Source organism: Lysinibacillus sphaericus, assembly GCF_000600105.1.
GTDB lineage: Bacteria > Bacillota > Bacilli > Bacillales_A > Planococcaceae > Lysinibacillus > Lysinibacillus sphaericus.
The window spans coordinates 1,329,082-1,350,205 of record NZ_CP006837.1; the positions used below are offsets into that span (position 1 = coordinate 1,329,082).

Sequence of the window (21,124 nt, forward strand, 5' to 3'; positions counted from 1 at the left end):
TTCATGAAGAAGTCCTTGTAGCTGATGCCATCTGACAATGCTCTTTCATGCTTCCACGGGTCATTGGTATAGTTAGAACTAGCTGAACTAGTTGGCAACAATACCAATACCTGTTAGAGGCTATACGTCGGCTTGTGCTCGGGTTTAGACACATAGCAAAATTAAAATCAAAATATTATTTAAATGTAACTTGTGCGAGTGTTAGACGACAAATACTATGAGAACGGGGGTGGAGTGCTTTGAATGACTCCGTGTTCCATCGACTATACGATGCATACCATCAAGACGTGTTCCAGTTTCTTATTTATCTAGTAAAAAATCGCACACTTGCTGAGGACCTTGCACATGAGGTTTATGTCCGTGTGCTGCGATCTTATGAACAATTTGCAGGGAATAGCAGTGAAAAAACTTGGCTTTTTGCTATTGCTAAAAATGTCGCAATTGATCATTTTCGAAAGCAAGCTGTGCGCCAAAAACATTCACTCGATTTTTTTGACTGGGAAACGGAACAATTACATTCAACCACACCATCACCGGAAGATGTGCTACAGGCCAGTGATGAATTAAAGCAGATAGAGTTTGCACTTGAAAATTGTACAGGGGATCAAAAAATGGTTATTATTATGCGCTATTTCCAAGATTTATCTATTACTGAAACTGCGCAAATACTTGATTGGACAGAGGCAAAGGTTAAAACGACGCAACATCGAGCCATTAAGTTTTTAAGGCAACATCTACAACAGGTTAGGGAACAGGAGGCGAAAAGGCAATGACGCATAAACAATTTGACGATGAACAACTTGAACAAATGTTGAACAATGCCCCGAAGCTTACTGACCACCGCTCGAAAGACGAAGTGTTAAAAAGATTGCTTGCTGATGCACGTTTACAAGACAACATACATCTTCAAGAGGCGATACAACCAGTAGCTGAGGCAAAAGAACAACAAGCGCAATCATTGCCTGCTCAAGAAAATACTAAACCTATAAAAAGACGCAAGAGTAGGTGGCCTATTTTAAGTAGTGTTGCTGCAATTTTTGTCCTATCAATAGCAGGGTACATCTATGTATCAAATAATTCTTCCGTAAAGGATGAGGCAAACGCCCCAATCGAAAATTATTCTTCTGTGCAGGAGGATCGGTCGGTCACAGAAAGTGAAAATGCAGATGCAGATAGTGTAATGAAAGCGAATATTGGTGCTGAGCATGCTCGTATCCTATCGTTGCGGACATCTGTTTACGAAGATGATTTAGTCGATGCAGTCGTTTTCAGAATTGGATTACCTGGTGGTAAGGCTGATAGCATACCAATGACCTATATTATTCCGAACAAAAAAATAACTGCTGATTTTGGGAAGAAGAAGCCAACAACTTTACAAATGTATGAAAAATATGCACCTCAAATTGATGAAGAAGCAATGGGTTTAACAGACTATCATCCGTACAAAGGTGAGTTAAAAGAAGAAGGTAAAACGCTTGTGCACGTATTACCAGAAGAAAATGATTATGATGTAGCTTCGGCTTCTGTCACGAAATATTTAAACTCGTTAAAAGATACTTTTTCCGAGTCCGAATATAAAGCCATTGCCATTAAACAGGCAGATGGTTCTGATTACGAGTTTTCGCAAGCAGAAGAGCCGAGTGAGCCTATAGCGCTAACAAAAGATAATCATTACAATTATTATTTATATACAGAGGGAAACGGGACTGAATATTTATCGCCTGATTTCCATCAAACGTATCCTACTGTGACAGAGGCTCTACTGGCGATGCGAGACAAAAAGGATGATGTTTATGTGCCAGTTGTTCCGGAAAATGTCACATACACTGTAAAAGAAGAAGAAGATGGGGTTGTGGTCACATTTGACGCACCACTTGATTTAACGACAATGGATGCCGTACGGGCAACACAATTAATCGAGGCGATGATGTTGACTGCGTCAAGCTTTGATAAAAAGATACGTTTAGATAACATTGTCCAGGAAAGTTGGGAAGGCTTTGATTTAACAAAGTTTTTACCCATGCCTGTAGGTGCCAATAAACAAATGATGCCATAATATAGAAAACAGCTATCAGATAGTAGATAGCTGTTTTTTTTAATGGAAATACCGCGGGTAAAGCACCTTGATTCGCGGGTAAATGATAATAAATCGCGGGTAAGTGACTTTGTTCCGCGGATAAGCTACTCCATTATTTCTCACAAAGTGCTTGATTTATTAAACCATACAAATTTAATCGGATTATTTTAAGCAGAAGTATTTACTTTTATGTGATAAAACATTATAGTTAGTTTATAAAATAATATTGATTCATCTTCGGGGCAGGGTGAAAATCCCGACCGGCGGTAATAGAGTTGTAAATCGCTAGTGTAGTAGTAAGCTACAGTAGCTCGCATGATTTACTAGATGGCTCTTCAGCCCGCGACCTGTGCAAAGATTTTTTTGCATGGCTGACTTGGTGTAATTCCAAGGCCGACAGTATAGTCTGGATGGGAGAAGATGGAGGTACGATCGTCATTCGTTGTTACGAATTAAGCTATGTGCGAACGTTTTTTTAGTGTGTCTTTAAATGCACGCTATGCACAAAAAATAGCTAGTAATGGCGTTATTTACTCATGCCTTTTCTCCCTTATGCTGATTTGCATAAGGGTTTTTTCGTGAAAAACAATCGATTACGTCGTAACCTTTCTTCTTGCAAGATTGAATCAGCAAAGAGGAGAGAGTTTTCAATGAAGAAAAATGTCAAACTGCAATCGTTTATTACGATTGGTATGCTGAGTAGTATTTCGTTTTTATTAATGTTATTTAATTTCCCGATTCCACCGTTCCCAGCCTTTTTGGAAGTGGATTTCAGTGATATGCCTGCCTTACTTGCAGCCATCACGATGGGCCCAGTAGCAGGTATTTTAGTAGAGCTATTTAAAAATGTTTTAGATTGGATTTTCTCTGGTACGCCAACAGGAGTGCCAGTTGGTCATATTGCAAACTTTGTAACAGGCATATTATTTATTTTGCCAGTATCATTTATTTTTAACCGTTTTAAAACGATTGGAGGTCTTGTTGGAGGATTAGCAACAGGAACGATTGTGATGGCGGTTGGCATGAGCTTGTTAAATATCGCAGTATTTTTACCGATGTACACTTATTTCTTAGGTATGGAGCCAGTCGTTGGCGATTCATTGTACACAATGATTGTTGCAGGCATTTTACCATTTAATATCGTGAAAGGTGTGTTATTAACGGCGATTATGGCATTGTTATTCACAACGATGCGCAAATGGATCAACCAACAACGCACAATGTATTTATCGAAATAAGCGTAAAAAAGTATGATTTAGGATAGTGTTCAAGTAATGACACCTTTTTAGACTGTTATGTCTAGGAGGTGTTTTTTTGTTGCTTAAATTTGTAATTTCAGATTTACTTTCCAAAAAAGAACTACAAAATTTAAGTAGAAATACATTAAAAGGTTATGCAATATCGACTCACATGGAAGAATATCGAAAGAAAGTACCAGCAAACCATATTGACTTTTTACAGGTGATTTTAGTATGAGGGAAGTAAAAGTTATTATCCAAGGTCATTAGGTTAAAATAACAAAAAAATTATGAGGGGAATGAAAAAATGTATGATATTTACCATTGGTTTAGGTATTGAAGCTGTTATTGGGATAATTGTCAACGCAAAAACTTGAAGCGAATTGCTACTAAATTAGTCAAGTTTAGATAATAAATTTGCTCAATCTCCCGCAAATTTCGACAATACCTTTGATTTTTGTGGGAGATTTCTTTTAAATAAGTATACTACTTTATTCGCATCTCGGAGGTGCCAGGTCAGTTATATGCTTTATTCGATTACAGGCGTACAGTTCTAATGAAAATATCATATCTTCTATTAATCCAAAGAAAAAACAATTGCTCTACCACTAAAACTGCTAAAGAACCTGTCTTCAAATACTATACTATTTGTTTCTCCCCAAAGAGATGGATCTCTAAAACAAATTAGTCTTCCTTTAGAGGTATGAATTCGACCACATACTACTACCAAATGTCCCCCTTTGCTTCCGTTTTTAGGGAACTTTGGAGCAATAGAACATATTACTGGGCCCTTTGTTACAAGCAAGTTTTCAAGTTGTTTACCGCTTTTAACAACTATAGGGTTACCCTTCACCCCATACATTTCTCCTAAATCGGCTAAACCTTGGTGTAACCATCCCTTCGAAATATAATACTTTCTTTTTAAACCTTCTTTAAGTAATTCTAATTGGGTTGGTATAGGTATTTTATAATGAGATATAACCATTCGTAAACACGCCAACCCACAACATCTATCGCTCCAATAGTCATGACTTCTTTCTTCAATAAGTAATCCCTTTGGCCAGTCATTCATACAAAACTTTTGACTATAACGAGGTATATAAAGAGAATAATTCATTAAATTATTTTCACAATCGTTATTATGGGATTGAATGTTTAGTTCCATATTTTATTCACGTCCAATAATTTTCTTGTTATATCTCAAATAAATTAAAAGATATTACTAGCGTTACATTAAATTAACTATACTTTAAAGAAAAAAAATATTCAATCATTTTATTATGTATAAAAAAGGTCCTTTATAATGGATAAAATCAGGTGGTAACCTGTCCAAATCCACTAATAAAGGACCAAAATTATGGTTAAGTTTATACGAAAAACTCCATCTGGACAATGCTTTCAAGGATAAATCTTCAATTAAGAATAAAACAAAAAACACTCCTAGAAAACTGTTAATGAGCGTATGAAGGTGTGATGCCATAAGATTCTAGACATCATAGTAAATCAACACTTGTATATGAAGTTAATGTCATAACTTTGTGTTACATTTCTTCTGTTTAATTATAATGTTCGCTTAAATTCAACGCTAAAGACTAAAACGTTATATGTTAGGAAATGTATCTATTTAAATTTACTTTTATACTATAATCTTTTTATCAGTACTGATAGTTCATACAAATTTTTACATTCTTGAATAGAATAATTAAGATGCGATTTGTTACGAAATTTAAAGAACTCGTTTTCAAAATTTAGATATAATAAATTCTAAATGAAATGTGGTAGTAATTGTTTTAAAAGGGAATAACTATATAGTAAAAATGCCATTAAATTTTATTGTAAGTGAAGTGAAAGGAGGAGATTTATGAATAATTTTATCAAGGGAGCTATTTATGCAGTTCTTTCGAGCATAGGATATGGGATTATGCCAATTTTTACAGTTAAAGCCTATGAATATGGTGTGACAGTGTATACTTTACTTTTTTTAAGATTCGGATTAAGTTCTATCATCTTTTTCCTTTTCTTCCTTGTGAAAGGTACAAATATAAGAATCGGTAAACATGAGGTGAAAAATCTTTTTATACTAGGTGGTATACTATTCACACTTTTGTCTATTTTCCATTTTGAATCATTAAAATATATATCATCATCTATGGCAGTCTTGCTCTTATATTGTTTTCCTTTACTAGTTTGTATCATCTCTTATTTTTTATATAAAGAAAAATTAAGTATAGGATCAATACTAGCTTTAGTAGCAACTTTCATTAGCATGATTTATTTACTTGGAGTTTCATTAGATAAAATGAATGTCTATGGAATAGTCTTATCCCTTCTTGCAGCTTTGATCTTTGCAATATATATGATTGTGGGGAAAAGAGTAACTATTAATAATTCACCAGTAATAATAAGTGCCTATACAGCACTATTTGCAACTTTTGGCGTTTTCATAATTGGTGTAGTGAAGCAAGATATCTCTTTAAATTTTAATAACCAAGCATGGATACACATTATTAGTATTGTGATTTTTTCAACTATTTTTGCTGAAATTACATTTTTTAAGTCGCTGGAATTGTTGAGTTCTTCTAACGTTTCGATGATTAGCATGGTAGAACCTGTATTTACTACTTTATTTGCTCTTGTTTTTTTAAATGAACGATTACAATTTTCACAACTTACTGGAGGAATGTTCGTTTTAATTAGTTTAGTCGTTTTAGTTTATTCTCAAAATAAGAGCATAAAAAAACCAGCAATAAATCGGACCCTAATTCAAAACGAACATATATAAATCAAAAGCGACTGCAACTCCATCATCTTTTAGTGATGATGATACAAAACCCATGATTAAAAGGAGAGATATAAATGAACACATTAGAGTTAGATACAAAGGAAAGTTATTGGAGTGCTGCTTTAAAAGAATTTGAACTTAAATCAAAAGTAACTTTAGGTACTTTTAAAAATAATGGATTTAAATTGGTCAACGATACATTTTTTTTAGATAAAAAAATTATGCAATCACTTTCACAATTTGCTGATACTTATAATGTCAATGTAAATTCTATTTTATATTCAGCCTGGGGATTATTACTTCACAACTATAATGATACAGATTATGTTGTATTTGGTACAAGTACAACAGAAGGTAAAGTTCTACCGCTTTGTGTTAAAACATATTTTGATATTACATCTATAAAATATATTAGACAAATTGAGAATGAATTAGAATTGATAAAATTATACAAAAATGTAACAGAAGAAGAAATTTTTTCTTATAATCAACTGGGTTTAAAAAGTGGTTTATTTGGTTCAATATTTTCGAGTGGTGAATCAAAAGCGGTTTTGTCAGAATATTTAGAAGAAAATGAGATTGAGATGTGTTTTGAAATAGATTTTTCGTTAAAATGTAGTATTTCCTACAACGATAATTTATTTGATAATTACGCAATATCGAAATTGAAAGAACATTTTTTTAATTTAGTATCTGAACTTACCTTAAATTCACATACTAAATTAGAGGATATTGCTATTCTTTCAAAAAAAGAAAAAAATCAAGTATTGTATGAATTTAATAATAAATCGATTAATTATGATATTACTAAAACTGTCGATGACTTTTTTGAAATGCAGGTTAAAAAAAATCCCAATAAAGTAGCTTTAATTTGTAAGGATAAAAGTTTTACATACGATGAACTTAATAAGAAATCCAATCAATTAGCTTTTTTACTACGTCAAAAAGGCGTTAAACCAGAAAAATTAGTAGGATTAGTAGTAGATCGATCCGAAGATTTAATTATTGGTATATTGGCGATTCTTAAAGCTGGCGGAGCTTATCTTCCTGTCGACCCAGCTTACCCATTACAACGTATTAATTATATGTATGAACAAGCGGAAATTGATTTACTATTAACACATAGTCATTTAAATATAGATTTGTCATTTCCTTGTGAAAAAATATATCTAGATAATTATCCTTTAAATCAATATCCAACTGACAATTTAGATAGATTACATAATGCAGAAAATCTAATCTATACGTTATATACTTCTGGTTCAACAGGGCAACCAAAAGGAGTTACTGTTGAGCATAGAAATGTTGTAGGATACTATCATAGTTTTATAGATGAATTTAAATTAACTGAAAATGATATTATGTTGCAGCAATCAACAGTATCATTTGATATTTCTGTAGAAGAAATTTTTCCTATTTTACTAACTGGCGGAACTTTGGTTATAGCATGTAAAGATGAAGTAGCCTCAATAGAAAAGCTTTTAATTGTAATGAGAAATAATAAAGTTACCATGATTAGCGGATTCCCTTTATTATTGAATGAATTAAACAAATATCCTCCTGTAGAATCGGTTCACACAATGATTAGTGGTGGAGACGTACTAAGAAAAGAATATATAAACAATTTAATTGATAAAGTTAAGATATATAATACTTATGGTCCGTCAGAGACAACTGTTTGTATCTCGTATTATGAAGTAACAAGTGAGAGAATACAAAGTGGCATTCCAACCGGTAAACCTATCGCTAACTATAAAGTATATATTTTAGATAAAAATCGAAAACCAGTTCCTATTGGAGTTCCAGGAGAAGTGTGTATTTCAGGTGTTGGTGTTTCCCGCGGATATTTGAATCGCCCTGATTTAACAAGTGAGCGCTTTGTAAAAAATCCATTCATACCGAATGAGAAAATGTATATTTCTGGAGATTTAGCAAGGTGGTCACCAGATGGGAATATTGAGTTTTTAGGTAGGATTGATAATCAAATAAAAATTTGTGGACGAAGAACTGAACCAGGTGAAGTGGAAGAAAAACTTCTAGAGCATCCAAATGTTACAGAAGCGTGTGTTATAGCTAGAGAAAACAAAGATAAAAATAAATATTTAACTGCTTATATAGTAATAAATGAAACTATTTCTGCTACAGATTTGAAAGAATATTTATATAAATTTTTACCAGACTTTATGGTGCCATCCTATTATGTTGTATTAGATAAATTACCAATAAATATAAATGGAAAAATTGATAAAAATAATTTAGCTATTATTCTAAATTAAATTTACTTATTTATCTAGAGTAAGCCAGAAATATAAAATAGCGCACCTTTATGGCAAGCACAACGAATAGCCAGCTATCCGAAATTTTTTCGGCTAGCTGGCTATTTTGTGCATGTGTCTGGGATGTTTTTTGACAAAGACGAGTTGATGCCATTTGCTTTGACCGTCTCTGGTAAGCTTAAACAGATTGCATTGGCTTTCGCACCAACTTCACTTACAGAGAAAGCCAATTTTCTTCGACCGATTACGATTGGGCGAATTGCATTTTCGGCTGGACGATTATCGATTTCAATCTAATCGTCAAATAGAAAAGCCCTTTAACCCTTGTACACGATTTAATTTGTATCTGCTGCTTTTGCGAGCACGTTTTTCCAAAAAAAGATAAGTCCTTTACCCCTTTCAAGAATTTCTCCACAATGGGCTTCGATTATTTTTGACGAACTTTTCAACGTTTTACTGGTGAAAGATGTTTAAATTGACATTCTAAGCGATTCAATTAATCACAATAATCGAAGTCCATATTCCCTCGTTACGATCGAATTTCAGGAAATCATGTCACAAATCTGTCTAACAGTTAGCGAATGTGACATTTTAGGAAGTCACCTTAGGTAGAATAACCATCACAAATTTCGGGTATACACCTAAGTGTAAAAACGAATAACCACTTATATGACTGGAAATTTTGATACTCAAATATATTTACGAATAATTACATATGTTGATTAACTTATTTTCACCTTTAAAATCTGATGAATGGAGTGATTCTATAGCTAATCTATTAAGAAAATTTAAGAATTAATATAGGGTAAGTGGAATATTTTAACAATATTATTTTTTTATAAACAAAAAAGAAACATTACAGCGATTAATACCCAATTTAATACATTTAAGAAGCTTTTTGTAACACTTAAGATTTACAATACTAAATTATTAAATAATTTAGTAATATAAAAAGAGGAGGGGGGAGTATATGGAGGCTTTATTAAAGCTTGAAAATATCATTACGAAGGCTCTGATTCAGGAAAACCACAATGAGATAGAAAAGGAGAAAATTAGATTCGGTATACAACTAATTGTAAATGATATTTGGAAAATACTGTTTATTTATATAGTGGCATTCCTTTTGAATTGCTTTATGGCCACACTAATAACACATATTACATTTATTGTATTACGACAAGTATCTTTTGGTTTTCATTTTCAAAGTAGCCTTATTTGCTTAGTTGCAAGTATAGTTTCTTTGCCAATCGGTTTATACATAATCGATAGCAACCATATAAATGCTGACCATTTTATATTTTTAATTGGTATATTATCGACTCTTTTTTTACTATTAATAGCTCCTGTTGGAACTACAAAAAGACCCGTTTTTAATCAAAATCACCGAAACTATTTAAGAAAACAATTGTTCATTAGATTATCAATTCTATGGACTATTATTTTCGTTTTAAAAGGCGATTATCAATTATTTATTTTGTATGCAATAAATTTATTAGCAATATCAGTATTAATTCAAAAAATATTTGGAGGAAGTAATTATGAAAATTAGAAAACAATTATTAAATAAGGTATCGAACTTGGTTATTTTATTCGCAACTTCTGCGACTACATATGCATGTAACTTAGTTTTTCACGAAGTAAAAATACCAGAAAGTTTAAAAAAAGAAAGTAAATTTTAATTAAGTATTGGAGGATACTCAAATAGAAAGTAATTTCTTAATATTAGTAATTATTGAATTTTTTATTATAACGGGTTCTATATATTACTTACAGAATTTAAAATTTAATTTGGTTACTATAAGTTCAACTGTATTAATTTGGATATTAGCAGCAACAGCATTTTTATACGTTGAGTCTTGGAAAGTGATCTCTTTTCTTTTTATAACTATATTTATTTTTTTAAGCTTTAAATCCAATTTTTTAAAAATATGTATTGATTTAACTACTATCATTTTTATTGGAATTCTGTCTGAGTCATTATCACAAATTATGTTAGGCTCTAGTAAATCGACTAATTCTCAGCTCATTTTATTTAGTTTAATTTATGTATCTTTGTTCAGCCTATTAAATCTCATTATACACAAATTGAAGAAAGATATTAGCATCATTGATTTTCCTTTAATAACCAAAATAATCTTTGTATTGCTTTTCAGTGTAACTGTCATTGTACTATACTTAAATATTTTTATTCCTTCAACATATGAAGAAATGCAGCTGACTAAAATTAATTTAACCATACAGCTTGTATATTTAGTTCTAATCTCTACATTAATTATGTTTCTAATAAAAATTATAAAAAAAGAGAATGCTCTTAAATATAAGCAACTGCAACAGTCTCAATACAATCAATATTTAATTTCTTTAGAAGCTGTTAATCAAGATATACAAAAATTCCAGCATGATTATATGAATATTTTATTGACTATGGATGGATATATTTCACAAGGGGATATAGAAGGTTTGAAAACCTACTTTAACAAAAAAATCCTAAAAGTAGAGAGCGATACTTTATTAAAAAATCAATTTATGAAGAATATTAGTAACTTAGCTATTATTGAATTAAAGGGTCTCCTTTTAACAAAATTATTATTAATACTAGAAAAAAATATAAAATTTCATATTGAACTCCCGCAAAAAATCAGTAGTATTCCTATCGATATAATTGATTTTTCGAGAATTTTAGGGATATTAATCGATAACGCAATTGAAGCAAATGAAGAATCTAAGAACGGAGTAATAAATCTTGCTATATTAAAAACAGCGAATGAATCAATACTCTTTGTAATCGAAAACTCATTTGAAGATACTCTAGACATTAATCAAATTTTCAATAAAAACTATTCAACGAAAAAAGGAAATAATCGTGGAAATGGTCTTACAAATGTTACTGAAATTATTAAAAAATATCCAAATGTTCTATTAAATACTCAAATTGAGAATCAAATATTTATTCAAGAATTAGAATTAAACTATAGGAAGTGATATTTTGAGAGTTATTATATGTGAAGACGACATTTCACAACGGCAATTTATTTTAAATGAGATTGTTCAATATGCTAACTTTCATTTACCCGGCACTGAGGTTGTTTTATGTGCTTCAAGTGGTGCCGAAGTATTAAGTTATATAAATCAATATCCAGCCGATTGTTACTTTTTAGATATTGATTTAGAAGGCATTATGTGTGGATTAGAATTGGCAAGCTTAATTAGAGAAAAGGATTCATTAGCAAATATTATTTTTGTTACAATGTTTGCTGATAAGCTAAGGTTAACTTTTAAATATAAAATTGCTGCGATGGATTATATTGTAAAAGATCCTGATAAAGAAATTTTTCAAGAAAACCTAACACTTGCTTTAAATACTGCATACCAACGATATGTTTCTATTGGTCAACAAAGTGATAGAGTTAATATGTTACAGATAAAGGTTGGAGAAAACATTAAAAATATTAAATACGCAAATATTTATTACTTAGAAACAGCAACAGTGGCTCATAAGCTGAGATTACATACCAAAGATGGAACATACGAATTTTATGGGAAACTCAAAGACTATGAAAAATTAGATAGCAGATTCCGACGTTGTCATAATAGTTATTTAATAAATATAGATTACATGATAGAGTTTTCTCCTAAAGAAAGAATGCTTACCATGAGTAATGGACATAAATGTTTGGTTTCATTTCGTTACACAAAAAATATCACACGTGTTAATTAAATAAATTCATCCAGTTTTTATTAGCATAATTTACGTTAAATGCCAGTTCATCTTTAAGCCCTATCTGCCACTCGATTGACGAGGTAGCACAGACCAGATAATTAAAGCCCAAAAAAGTTGGCTAAACAGAGGCTGCCCCTCCTGGGGACGTCTAAAAAAACAGTAGCAAACCATTGATACAATTGGATTTGAGAGAAACTAGGTCTTCGGTCACTGATTCAGAATCCCTTTTTTATTACCTTGAAAATTACGTAAATATTGTACCGAAATTATCTTCCAATTCAATTGTATGGAGGATTTTTTTTATGACCAATAAGACAGGATTATTTGATGTAGACTTTTCACTGTCAACCAAAGAGCTTACTACTCAAGGGGGATATGCTATGTTAAGAAACTTGTCTGCTTTTGATAAAATGTGATTCCTCACCTTTAATAAACCATTATATTTTTAATTTATGGAAAGTACAGTTGTCCTGAAAATACTTGAAAGATAGTAAGTATAACAAGAACCATTTATGATATAATCCCTATGATTTACAAAATTGGAGGATTGGTGAATTTTGAAAAGAAAAAGGTTGGTACTCTTATTTTCCATGCTTGTATTACTAGTTTTATCGGCTTGCAGTGATTCAAGCGATGTTGATTCAAGTGATATTGATTCATATGAAGATACAAATGACACAGGTAATACGAGTTCACCTTATACGGAAGATGAACTAATAAATGACCCTTTAGCTCCGTCTACGAATCCGAATGATTACAATTCAAACGGTGAATATGTCCCTGAAAATGGTCCTAGCGACAATCCTGCTGATTATAATGTAGATGGAGAATACAAGCCAATAGAAGATATGACGGAGGAAGAAAAGAGAGCAGAACTTGAAAGATTCTTTAATGGCGAATAGGACTAGTTATTAGGAAATTTTCTTCTACAAAACAGAGTGTTCAAAATGGGCATGTCTGAGGGGTATTTCAAGGTTACAGAATGGCTTGATAGCGTTCCTATGAAGCCAAATGGAAGCAAAGAAGCGAGATAATTAAGTGTTTATCTCGTTTTTTAATTTGAGATTATTCTCGGCATAAGATTTATAACAGTATTAAATTGTATCATGTAAAGTACAAAGTTATCTATGGAGTTGTAGGAACGTCTGTGAACCTCCTGTGAGTGTGAAAGTTGATTCATTCTTTGATGGTATCTATGGATGCTTCCTAAGCTGGTTGAGTGCAGAGTGTAGCAATAGGATTTCAAGTTCCTAACTTTCACTCCTAACTTTTCGGTAGTGAGATTATCTTGCAGTTAAGAACATACTTGTAATTCAGTAATAACTCCATTACAATCGATATTAACATTGAATAAATTAGTGTTCATTACTTATAAACTATTGATACTTATACTTTTTACGCTAATTCCCTCATTTAGCTTATTTCTTAGGTATGGAGCCAGTCGTTGGCGATTCATTATACACAATGATTGTTGCAGGCATTTTACCATTTAATATCGTGAAAGGTGTGTTATTAACGGCGATTATGGCATTGTTATTCACAACGATGCGCCAATGGATCAACCAACAACGCACAATGTATTTATCGAAATAATTCATTTCACCTCGAACATATTTATGTTCGAGGTTTTTTATATAGAGCCAATAGCGTACTGGGAAATTTAGGAACTGTCTAGTCTAATTTACTATTTTAATGTACAATTAATAAGAGATTAGTTAGTTTTGAGGAGATTGAAGAGATGAGTGAGAATAAAGGACAGTGGTCCAGTAAATTAGGGTTTATTTTAGCATCAGCGGGTGCGGCAATTGGGCTAGGGGCTATTTGGAAGTTACCCTATGTCACAGGGCAAAGTGGTGGAGGCGCATTTTTCCTAATTTTTGTGCTTTTTACATTATTGATTGGCCTACCGATGTTATTATCCGAGTATATTTTAGGGCGGGGTACGCAATCGGAAGCTGTCACTGCCTATAAAAAAATTGTGCCAACGAAACCAGCTTGGGCTTGGATTGGACGTATGGGTGTACTGGGATGTTTTCTGTTATTAACCTTTTACAGTGTTGTAGGAGGATGGATTTTTATTTACAGCGGCCTTGGTGTATCAGGTGCAGTTATTGATTCTTCAGTTAATCCAGGCGATTTATTTGGAAAGATTATTAGCACACCGTGGATTACATTACTAGGTTTAGCGTTATTTACACTAACCAATGTACTTGTTATTTCGCTAGGTGTACAAAATGGTATTGAAAAAGCAAATAAGTGGATGATGCCATTATTATTTGTGATGTTTATCATTCTTGTTATTCGTGCATTAACTTTAGATGGGGCAATGGAAGGTGTGAAATTCTTCTTATGGCCTGATTTTTCTAATATAACAGGTAAAGCGTTACTAGAGGCGCTAGGGCAGTCATTCTTTGGTTTGGCAGTAGGGTTCTCTTGTTTGGTTACATATAGTTCGTATTTGAAAAAAGATGTTAGTTTACCAAACTCAGCAGGTTCCGTTGTTATCTTGACGGTACTTGTGTCGTTATTAGCAGGACTAGCTATTTTCCCAGTTGTATTTGCCTTTGATTTAGAACCACAAGCTGGGCCTGGCTTATTATTTATGGTGCTGCCGACAGCATTTAGTCAAATGCCTTTTGGGGAAGTGTTTTTAGCCCTGTTTTTATTACTATTTTTATTTGCGACATTAACTTCGTCGTTTAGTTTATATGAAATCATCGTGGCAGCATTTATTGAAAAATGGCATATTTCGCGTTCAGTCTTAACGTTATTACTTGGAGTCATTGTTTTTGTTGCGGCAATTCCATCGGCATTATCGTCAAGTTTATTAGCGGATGTTTCCATATTTGGCAAGTCAATCTTTGATGCTACTGATTATTTAGTGTCTAATTTAATGCTACCATTGGGCAATTTATTGATAGCCATTTTTATTGCCTATGTAGTAGATAAAGACTTTGTGAAAAAAGAATTGCTTATGGGAAGTCAAGTGGGGCAAGGGTTTTATAACACGTATCGGCTACTTATGTTAGTGGTCGTCCCAATTGTAATTATCGTTGTTTTATTAAATATGCTTCTACAAAAATAATTGTAAAGCAGCTTAGAGATGGTTCTTGTATTGTACAGGAACCATCTTTTTTTCGATTAAGCACCAAGTGGTAGTGAAAAAAATACCTGCCATTAAAGCACTCTTTGCAAGTGTTTTAACTACAGGTACTATGTTTTTGGCACTTCAAGACATTAAGATGAGCTAACTTTTATCAAATTTATTGAAGCGGCGAGTACAATTCCGCCATCGCAAGTACGGAAGTCTGGCCCGATATTTCTTAATTGAACTGTTCCATTATCTGGGATAAACACAATTGTTCCTCCAGTAATTGGTACGCATTCATATCTATCGACTTCTGTATTTAATGCTCCATATCTCGTTTGGATTGGATTCACTTCGGCATTATTAACAAAAAGAGCTGTAACGATTGTAACGTTACCTGTCCCGAATGGGGAGAAGTTTCCATTTACATGATAATCAATATAGTACGCCCCTCCTTGGGACACTCTGATAGTCACTGTATCGGGGTCTAACGTGATACCAGCTGTTTCCCCCATACCGTTCCAAGGCATAGCTTGATTGGTAGCAAGCGTGATAAAATTTGTTTGAAAAAAGTTCCCGTATGTGGAAGGGGATACTGCTGGCGGTTGTGCGTTTGGATTGATGTGACAAATATCGATGGCTTTAATAACAGGCAAACTAGATTGGCAACGTTCGCATGAACAATTTTTTGGACAACGATTCAAAGACTGTACCTCCTAATACATTTTTCTACTAGTTTATTTAATTTATCTTTTTTTGCCTGTGTGTGCATTTAACTTATTTCTCTATAGCCTTAGACAAAAAAGAGCAGACGAATATATGTCTGCTCCGCTGTTTAAACTATTGTCAGAATTGTTTGCGTGCCTGTCACCATTTAATATTCACTTAGTGCGAGTTCGCCGAACCATTTTTCTTCTTTAATGAACTGCTTCGCTTGGAGTTCACTTTTGGCAATAGGGAAAACTTTATCGCATTGTGAGATGGCAAATAATTTACGAATAAAATCATCTGTCACAATAATCGCTATTTTCTTATCGAGCGTTGTGACTTTCTTTGCAAAATTGATAATCATACCAAAACCAGTACTATCAATATTCGTCACCTTTTGCATATCGATAATATAGCCGTGTTTTGTGTCAAAACTAATCGCGTGAAGCTCCTCTTTTAAATCCCCAATCAATCCATATTCTAATTTACCAGTAAAGGCGATTAAAATATAATCAGCCTTAGTATCAATATTAATCATATTTTTCTGATTCATAAATTACGCCTCCTTATATGTTTAAAGTTAGATTGTAAATTTATTTACTTCGTTTTGTAAGTTAGTCGAAATTTCGGCTAATTCCTCTGAGTTTTGTGAGATTTCCGCAACGGTTGCGTGCTGTTCTTCGGAAGTTGCTGCAATTTCTTCGGTCGCTGCTGCAGAATCTTCAATAATACGTGAGATATCATGTATAGCTTGTTGGACATCTAATGAATTGTCATTGACATGGGTGAATGCTGATTTCATTTCCTTCACACCTTGCTCTGTTTCCACAACTTGTTCGACGATCTCTTGTAAAGCATTGCCTCCTTTACTAATGATGTGTACCTGCTCTTCGACAGCGAGTAAATTACTTTCCATTGTCCGAACGGTTACAGCGGTTTCGGCTTGTATATCTTTAATTAAACTCGTAATTTGCCCAGAAGCTAAACTTGATTGTTCGGCTAGCTGGCGTACTTCGGAAGCTACTACGGCGAAACCTTTTCCTTGCTCACCCGCTCGAGCTGCTTCGATAGCGGCGTTTAATGCCAATAAATTTGTTTGTTCCGCAATCCCTGTAATAACAGTTATAATACCGCCGATTTCTTCGGAACGTTTGCCTAGTTTTTGAATAGAATCGGTAGCGTAGGAAACGGTTTGCGTGACAGAGTTTAAATGTTTTATGGCTTCGTTAATCGCATCCTCGCCTTTTCGTGCGATGTGGGTCGATTGAATGGCTCTCTCTAAAGTAGCTTCTGCCTTTTGTAAGCTATTGGCTACTTCATCATTCGTTTTTTGCATCATTTTCACAATATGCTCCGCCTGATCGGATTGCGTGCTAGTGCCGCTTGCAATATCATTCATTGTTAATGCCACTTGGTTTGAGGCTTCGCTAGTTTGGCGAGAAGATTCTGCTAAAACTAGCGAAGAACTAGCGATTTGATTGGCGCTATTGGCGACAACGTTGATTGTTTCAGTTATACGAGTCTTCATCGCATTGAAAGCTTGTGCTAAATTAGCAATTTCATCTTGTCCTTTAGGATGTAATATTTTCACATTTAAATTTAAATCTGCTAGTTCATTGGCATTGGCGCTTAATTGATTGATGGGCGAAATAATTTGGCGTTGTAGAAACCAACTGATGATGACAAACAGTAGAGCTGAAATAATTAATAACACGATAACATTTTTCATGACACTTTCAATAGCGGCATTCGTATAGGTCGCTAATGGTAAGGCAATTGACAACATGCCTATAATTTCGTTCAAGTTATTTGTAATAGGTCCTGTAACGACTTCGTATGGCTCCCCTAGCACATCTGCTGAACCGATATAGCGCTGTTCTTTTTGCTCTAAAACGGTCGTGATTAATTCACTAGGAGCCTTTGTATTAATAGCTCTCTCTCCATTTTCAATAATATTTGTACTAACCCGAGTATCATATTGAAAGATTGTGATGGCATCACCATGTGTTAGTTTACTGAGTTTGTCAACAATATCAAAATTACCAACAATTTTCACATCTCCTTTATGCAATTCATTATTTTTGATGTGCCAGTCACCGGGAATTTTAGCATCTAAATACTCGTAACTTGAATCTATATCCGATAGTAGTTTTGTATTGATGGTTTTTATAAGATTATTTTTAGCATCGGTATAATCAACAATCGTTATTACCGTAATCATAAGTAAAATGCAAGTAATGAGTAGTAAGTTAATTTTTTTGCGGATTGTCCATTTCATAAAAAGTCCCTCCTAATCTCAGATGTACCTATCCATGAATTTTCTTAGAAACACCGACTAAAAATTTTGTTTTCGAAATATGTTTGAACCAAATAGAATCCACCATTTGTTTGACAAAAAATAACCCGCGACCTCGATCTGTATAATTATGTTCGTTAAGATCAAATTGCAAAGCCTTTTCCAAATTATTTTCGGTAATTCCTTGTGCTTCATCGATAACGGTTAACTTAATTTCCTCGTCGTTGTGTGTTACTTTCACTTGAATTGTGTTGTGGGAGAGGGGATGTAATGATTTTTCCGTTGCTTCAACTGCATTAATAACTAATTCGTGTAAGACAAAACGTAATTCTCTACTAAAAGGTACATTATAAAGCGTTGTATAATTTTCCATTGTCTTATCTATAAAATGAACTGCTTGCATATTCGCTTGAACTCGCAGTGTAAATTCCAATACCAATCACCTATCTTGTACTTGAAATAACAATTACATTTTCGCTAGCATTTCAGTAAAAAATGTAAGCAAATAAAATAGGTCATCGCCATTATAGTGAGAAAATAATAAATGGAAGTGCCTGACGCCATAAAGGGAAAGGCTTTTAGCGCATAAAAAATGTTTCTTTTCATACAAAAGCTGTCATTATCGTCATAAATATACCTTGTTAGGCTCTGTGTAACCTTCTAAACGCTAGATTATGTAGCTAACGATTTAATCACAATCCGTAATGTTTGAAACAAGTTCGTTATTTAACGGTAGTGTGTATTCACAAGTAGAGAACGAGTTTACTCGCAACGTATAGTTTTAAATATTGCTGTTATCACCCTCGTAGTACATGTCACACCTATAGCAGTGAAAAATACTAGGAAGTCTATGTATTTTAGTTGGTGACCATGCATTGTTAAGGAAATTTTGGCGATGACTAATCTTTTACTTGGAGCTTGCGAAGTTGGGCTTTAACTTGGTAGTTTAAGACCGTTTAAAGGGAGTATAGAACTAGATGGAATTAAAGGTCTTTATCCACCAACGTCATAATTATAAAAGGTACTTTCGAATTATACAATTACTTTAATAGACAATGGTAAATATCCATTTATTGAATAGTTCAAAGTATCCAATAAACTCTATAAAAATAAATTCGCTTTTAATGTACCAGTAAAATATAAAAAAATCAAGACTAATGTTCTATATAAAATATATTTTAATTAATATTTAAGTTTTATTTTTTGCTCAGATATTGATACTTATAGACTATTTCACTAGCCTTTTATTTAGGGTGGACAATGAAGGGCAACAAGTAGGCTTCTATACATCTAAAAAGAAGATAAGAATATTCTAAAAATTCTATGTAATAAAACATAACATGCCCATTGCGCTCACTAGTTGTTTTAGTGTAATTTAAAAGCAGTTCTAAAAAACGGATGTTAAGAAAAATGACAAATTGGAGTGGTGAAGAATGAAACATCATACTAGAGATGATATTATCCGCATGGTGAAAGAGGAAAATGTGAAATTTATTCGCCTACAATTTACTGATATATTGGGCTCAATCAAGAATGTAGAAATACCAGTTAGTCAGTTAGCTAAGGCATTAGACAATAAAGTGATGTTTGATGGTTCCTCGATTGAAGGATTTGTTCGTATTGAGGAATCCGATATGTATTTACGCCCGGATCTTGATACATTCGTAATCTTCCCGTGGACGGCTGAAAGAGGCAAGGTAGCACGCTTTATATGTGATATTGCACGGCCAGACGGTACAGCATTTGAGGGCGATCCACGCTCTAACTTGAAGCGCGTCTTAAAAGAAATGGAAGAATTGGGCTTTACTTCGTTTAACCTAGGACCAGAACCAGAATTTTTCTTATTTAAACTAGATGAAAAAGGCCATCCAACACTGGAATTAAATGATAGCGGTGGGTATTTCGATTTAGCGCCGACGGATTTAGGTGAAAACTGTCGACGGGATATTGTGCTGGAGCTAGAGGGCATGGGTTTTGAAATTGAAGCGTCCCATCATGAAGTGGCACCGGGTCAGCATGAAATTGACTTTAAATATGCCAGTGCCATTGAAGCATGTGATAACATTCAAACGTTTAAACTAGTTGTTAAAACGGTAGCAGCTCAACACGGCTTGCATGCAACTTTTATGCCGAAACCTTTATTTGGAGTGAATGGTTCAGGAATGCACTTTAATCTGTCATTATTTGAAGGAGAAAATAATGCCTTCTATGATGAACATGCAGAATTGCAATTAAGTCAAACGGCACGTAGTTTTATGGCAGGGATTATGAAGCATGTGCACGGCTTTACAGCAGTAACGAATCCATTAGTCAATTCCTACAAACGTTTAGTGCCTGGCTATGAGGCGCCATGTTACGTAGCTTGGTCAGCACAAAATCGCTCACCGCTTATTCGTATCCCTGCGGTGCGAGGACTTTCCACACGTATTGAATTGCGTTCTGTTGATCCAGCAGCCAACCCATACTTAGCAATGGCAGTTATTTTAGCCTCTGGGCTCGATGGGATTCGCAAAGGCTTAACACCACCAGACGCTGTGGACCGAAATATTTATAAAATGAATCGTGTAGAACGTGAAATGAATGGCATCGATAGTTTACCATCTTCATTAGAATATGCACTGATAGAACTAGAAATGGACCATACCGTTCGTGACGCACTAGGCATTCATATTTTTGAAAAGTTCACTGCAGCGAAAGAAATTGAATGGAACAAATACCGCACACGCGTCCACGACTGGGAACGCGATGAATATTTGACGATGTACTAAAAAAGAAGTGTTGGGGCTGTAAGGCGCCGACACTTCTTTGTTTTTTTGCCCACATGGGTTTGTTTTGCTGTTATAGTTTCTAAAAATTGTTTCCATGTCACTTAATAATAGTAGCTCTCCTTTTAGAACTAAAAAACAATTATTTATTGTAGTTCATTTGAAATTTATAA

General features: G+C 33.6%; 20 protein-coding genes and 1 riboswitch. Of the genes, 14 read left to right on the top strand and 6 right to left on the bottom strand.

Features of this window, described 5'->3' with window-relative positions; translation table 11 throughout:
* Positions 1 to 239: 239 nt before the first annotated feature.
* The 4 genes from sigX (at position 240) to T479_RS23650 (ending at position 3,553) form a co-directional block, all read left to right on the top strand.
* Positions 240 to 773, top strand: coding sequence for an RNA polymerase sigma factor SigX (sigX, locus tag T479_RS06045; RefSeq protein WP_024361486.1), 534 nt, complete (start codon positions 240 to 242; stop codon positions 771 to 773).
* Positions 770 to 2,056, top strand: coding sequence for a hypothetical protein (locus tag T479_RS06050; protein ID WP_025218909.1), 1,287 nt, complete (start codon positions 770 to 772; stop codon positions 2,054 to 2,056). Before sigX ends, T479_RS06050 begins: the two co-directional genes overlap by 4 nt.
* A gap of 250 nt (positions 2,057 to 2,306) precedes the next feature.
* Positions 2,307 to 2,503, top strand: a riboswitch (FMN riboswitch).
* Between the two features lie 224 nt (positions 2,504 to 2,727).
* Positions 2,728 to 3,315, top strand: a complete 588-nt coding sequence (locus tag T479_RS06055) for an ECF transporter S component (protein ID WP_024361484.1) — start codon at positions 2,728 to 2,730, stop codon at positions 3,313 to 3,315.
* 79 nt (positions 3,316 to 3,394) lie between these two features.
* Positions 3,395 to 3,553, top strand: a complete 159-nt coding sequence (locus tag T479_RS23650) for a hypothetical protein (RefSeq protein ID WP_158497865.1) — start codon at positions 3,395 to 3,397, stop codon at positions 3,551 to 3,553.
* Between the two features lie 339 nt (positions 3,554 to 3,892).
* On the opposite strand, the gene T479_RS06060 is transcribed toward T479_RS23650, so the two are convergent.
* Complete coding sequence (locus T479_RS06060) at positions 3,893 to 4,480, bottom strand: C39 family peptidase (RefSeq protein ID WP_025218910.1); 588 nt, start codon at positions 4,478 to 4,480, stop codon at positions 3,893 to 3,895.
* A 696-nt stretch (positions 4,481 to 5,176) separates the two neighbouring features.
* On the opposite strand from T479_RS06060, the gene T479_RS06065 reads away from it, so the two are divergent.
* Entirely contained in the window at positions 5,177 to 6,097 is a 921-nt protein-coding gene (locus T479_RS06065; RefSeq protein WP_024361482.1) for a DMT family transporter, read from the top strand.
* A 74-nt stretch (positions 6,098 to 6,171) separates the two neighbouring features.
* Entirely contained in the window at positions 6,172 to 8,373 is a 2,202-nt protein-coding gene (locus T479_RS06070) for a non-ribosomal peptide synthetase (protein WP_025218911.1), read from the top strand.
* Between the two features lie 101 nt (positions 8,374 to 8,474).
* Here the strand turns inward: T479_RS06070 and T479_RS24330 are convergent, their stop codons facing one another.
* Positions 8,475 to 8,666: an IS66 family transposase gene (locus tag T479_RS24330; RefSeq protein WP_107895164.1), complete on the bottom strand. Its 192-nt coding sequence runs from the start codon at positions 8,664 to 8,666 to the stop codon at positions 8,475 to 8,477.
* Positions 8,667 to 9,343: 677 nt separating this feature from the next.
* On the opposite strand from T479_RS24330, the gene T479_RS06080 reads away from it, so the two are divergent.
* The 7 genes from T479_RS06080 to T479_RS06100 all read left to right on the top strand — a co-directional run bounded on the left by T479_RS06080 (position 9,344) and on the right by T479_RS06100 (position 15,179).
* Positions 9,344 to 9,922 carry an accessory gene regulator ArgB-like protein gene (locus T479_RS06080; protein ID WP_025218913.1) on the top strand — a complete coding sequence of 193 codons (579 nt, stop codon included), beginning with the start codon at positions 9,344 to 9,346 and terminating at the stop codon, positions 9,920 to 9,922.
* Positions 9,912 to 10,052 carry a cyclic lactone autoinducer peptide gene (locus T479_RS23105; RefSeq protein WP_080653286.1) on the top strand — a complete coding sequence of 47 codons (141 nt, stop codon included), beginning with the start codon at positions 9,912 to 9,914 and terminating at the stop codon, positions 10,050 to 10,052. Before T479_RS06080 ends, T479_RS23105 begins: the two co-directional genes overlap by 11 nt.
* 109 nt (positions 10,053 to 10,161) lie before the next feature.
* Entirely contained in the window at positions 10,162 to 11,355 is a 1,194-nt protein-coding gene (locus T479_RS06085; RefSeq protein WP_137036956.1) for a GHKL domain-containing protein, read from the top strand.
* A 4-nt stretch (positions 11,356 to 11,359) separates the two neighbouring features.
* Complete coding sequence (locus T479_RS06090) at positions 11,360 to 12,091, top strand: LytR/AlgR family response regulator transcription factor (protein ID WP_024361477.1); 732 nt, start codon at positions 11,360 to 11,362, stop codon at positions 12,089 to 12,091.
* 560 nt (positions 12,092 to 12,651) lie between these two features.
* On the top strand, positions 12,652 to 12,996 hold the full coding sequence (locus T479_RS06095) for a hypothetical protein (protein ID WP_025218915.1): 345 nt from the start codon (positions 12,652 to 12,654) through the stop codon (positions 12,994 to 12,996).
* Positions 12,997 to 13,525: 529 nt separating this feature from the next.
* On the top strand, positions 13,526 to 13,687 hold the full coding sequence (locus T479_RS23495; RefSeq protein ID WP_227665421.1) for a hypothetical protein: 162 nt from the start codon (positions 13,526 to 13,528) through the stop codon (positions 13,685 to 13,687).
* 145 nt (positions 13,688 to 13,832) lie between these two features.
* Positions 13,833 to 15,179, top strand: a complete 1,347-nt coding sequence (locus T479_RS06100; RefSeq protein ID WP_025218916.1) for a sodium-dependent transporter — start codon at positions 13,833 to 13,835, stop codon at positions 15,177 to 15,179.
* Positions 15,180 to 15,331: 152 nt separating this feature from the next.
* Here the strand turns inward: T479_RS06100 and T479_RS06105 are convergent, their stop codons facing one another.
* The 4 genes from T479_RS06105 to T479_RS06120 form a co-directional block, all read right to left on the bottom strand.
* Positions 15,332 to 15,886 carry a hypothetical protein gene (locus T479_RS06105; protein ID WP_025218917.1) on the bottom strand — a complete coding sequence of 185 codons (555 nt, stop codon included), beginning with the start codon at positions 15,884 to 15,886 and terminating at the stop codon, positions 15,332 to 15,334.
* Positions 15,887 to 16,056: 170 nt separating this feature from the next.
* Positions 16,057 to 16,443 carry an STAS domain-containing protein gene (locus T479_RS06110; RefSeq protein ID WP_025218918.1) on the bottom strand — a complete coding sequence of 129 codons (387 nt, stop codon included), beginning with the start codon at positions 16,441 to 16,443 and terminating at the stop codon, positions 16,057 to 16,059.
* Positions 16,444 to 16,470: 27 nt separating this feature from the next.
* On the bottom strand, positions 16,471 to 18,168 hold the full coding sequence (locus tag T479_RS06115) for a methyl-accepting chemotaxis protein (RefSeq protein WP_025218919.1): 1,698 nt from the start codon (positions 18,166 to 18,168) through the stop codon (positions 16,471 to 16,473).
* A gap of 28 nt (positions 18,169 to 18,196) precedes the next feature.
* A complete protein-coding gene (locus T479_RS06120; RefSeq protein ID WP_025218920.1) occupies positions 18,197 to 18,619 on the bottom strand; it encodes an ATP-binding protein in 423 nt (140 codons plus the stop codon).
* 1,000 nt (positions 18,620 to 19,619) lie between these two features.
* Here T479_RS06120 and T479_RS06125 point away from each other — a divergent pair.
* A complete protein-coding gene (locus tag T479_RS06125) occupies positions 19,620 to 20,954 on the top strand; it encodes a glutamine synthetase family protein (RefSeq protein ID WP_025218921.1) in 1,335 nt (444 codons plus the stop codon).
* The last annotated feature ends 170 nt before the right edge of the window (positions 20,955 to 21,124 follow it).

What these genes read in the sequence shown, in the direction of transcription:
- T479_RS06115 (WP_025218919.1), bottom strand. Translation starts at nt 18,168, where the DNA reads ATGAAATGGACAATCCGCAAAAAAATTAACTTACTACTCATTACTTGC.
- T479_RS23495 (WP_227665421.1), top strand. Translation starts at nt 13,526, where the DNA reads ATGGAGCCAGTCGTTGGCGATTCATTATACACAATGATTGTTGCAGGC.
- T479_RS06080 (WP_025218913.1), top strand. Translation starts at nt 9,344, where the DNA reads ATGGAGGCTTTATTAAAGCTTGAAAATATCATTACGAAGGCTCTGATT.
- T479_RS06065 (WP_024361482.1), top strand. Translation starts at nt 5,177, where the DNA reads ATGAATAATTTTATCAAGGGAGCTATTTATGCAGTTCTTTCGAGCATA.
- T479_RS06110 (WP_025218918.1), bottom strand. Translation starts at nt 16,443, where the DNA reads ATGAATCAGAAAAATATGATTAATATTGATACTAAGGCTGATTATATT.
- T479_RS06050 (WP_025218909.1), top strand. Translation starts at nt 770, where the DNA reads ATGACGCATAAACAATTTGACGATGAACAACTTGAACAAATGTTGAAC.
- T479_RS06125 (WP_025218921.1), top strand. Translation starts at nt 19,620, where the DNA reads ATGAAACATCATACTAGAGATGATATTATCCGCATGGTGAAAGAGGAA.
- T479_RS06060 (WP_025218910.1), bottom strand. Translation starts at nt 4,480, where the DNA reads ATGGAACTAAACATTCAATCCCATAATAACGATTGTGAAAATAATTTA.
- T479_RS23105 (WP_080653286.1), top strand. Translation starts at nt 9,912, where the DNA reads ATGAAAATTAGAAAACAATTATTAAATAAGGTATCGAACTTGGTTATT.
- T479_RS06055 (WP_024361484.1), top strand. Translation starts at nt 2,728, where the DNA reads ATGAAGAAAAATGTCAAACTGCAATCGTTTATTACGATTGGTATGCTG.
- T479_RS06100 (WP_025218916.1), top strand. Translation starts at nt 13,833, where the DNA reads ATGAGTGAGAATAAAGGACAGTGGTCCAGTAAATTAGGGTTTATTTTA.
- T479_RS06070 (WP_025218911.1), top strand. Translation starts at nt 6,172, where the DNA reads ATGAACACATTAGAGTTAGATACAAAGGAAAGTTATTGGAGTGCTGCT.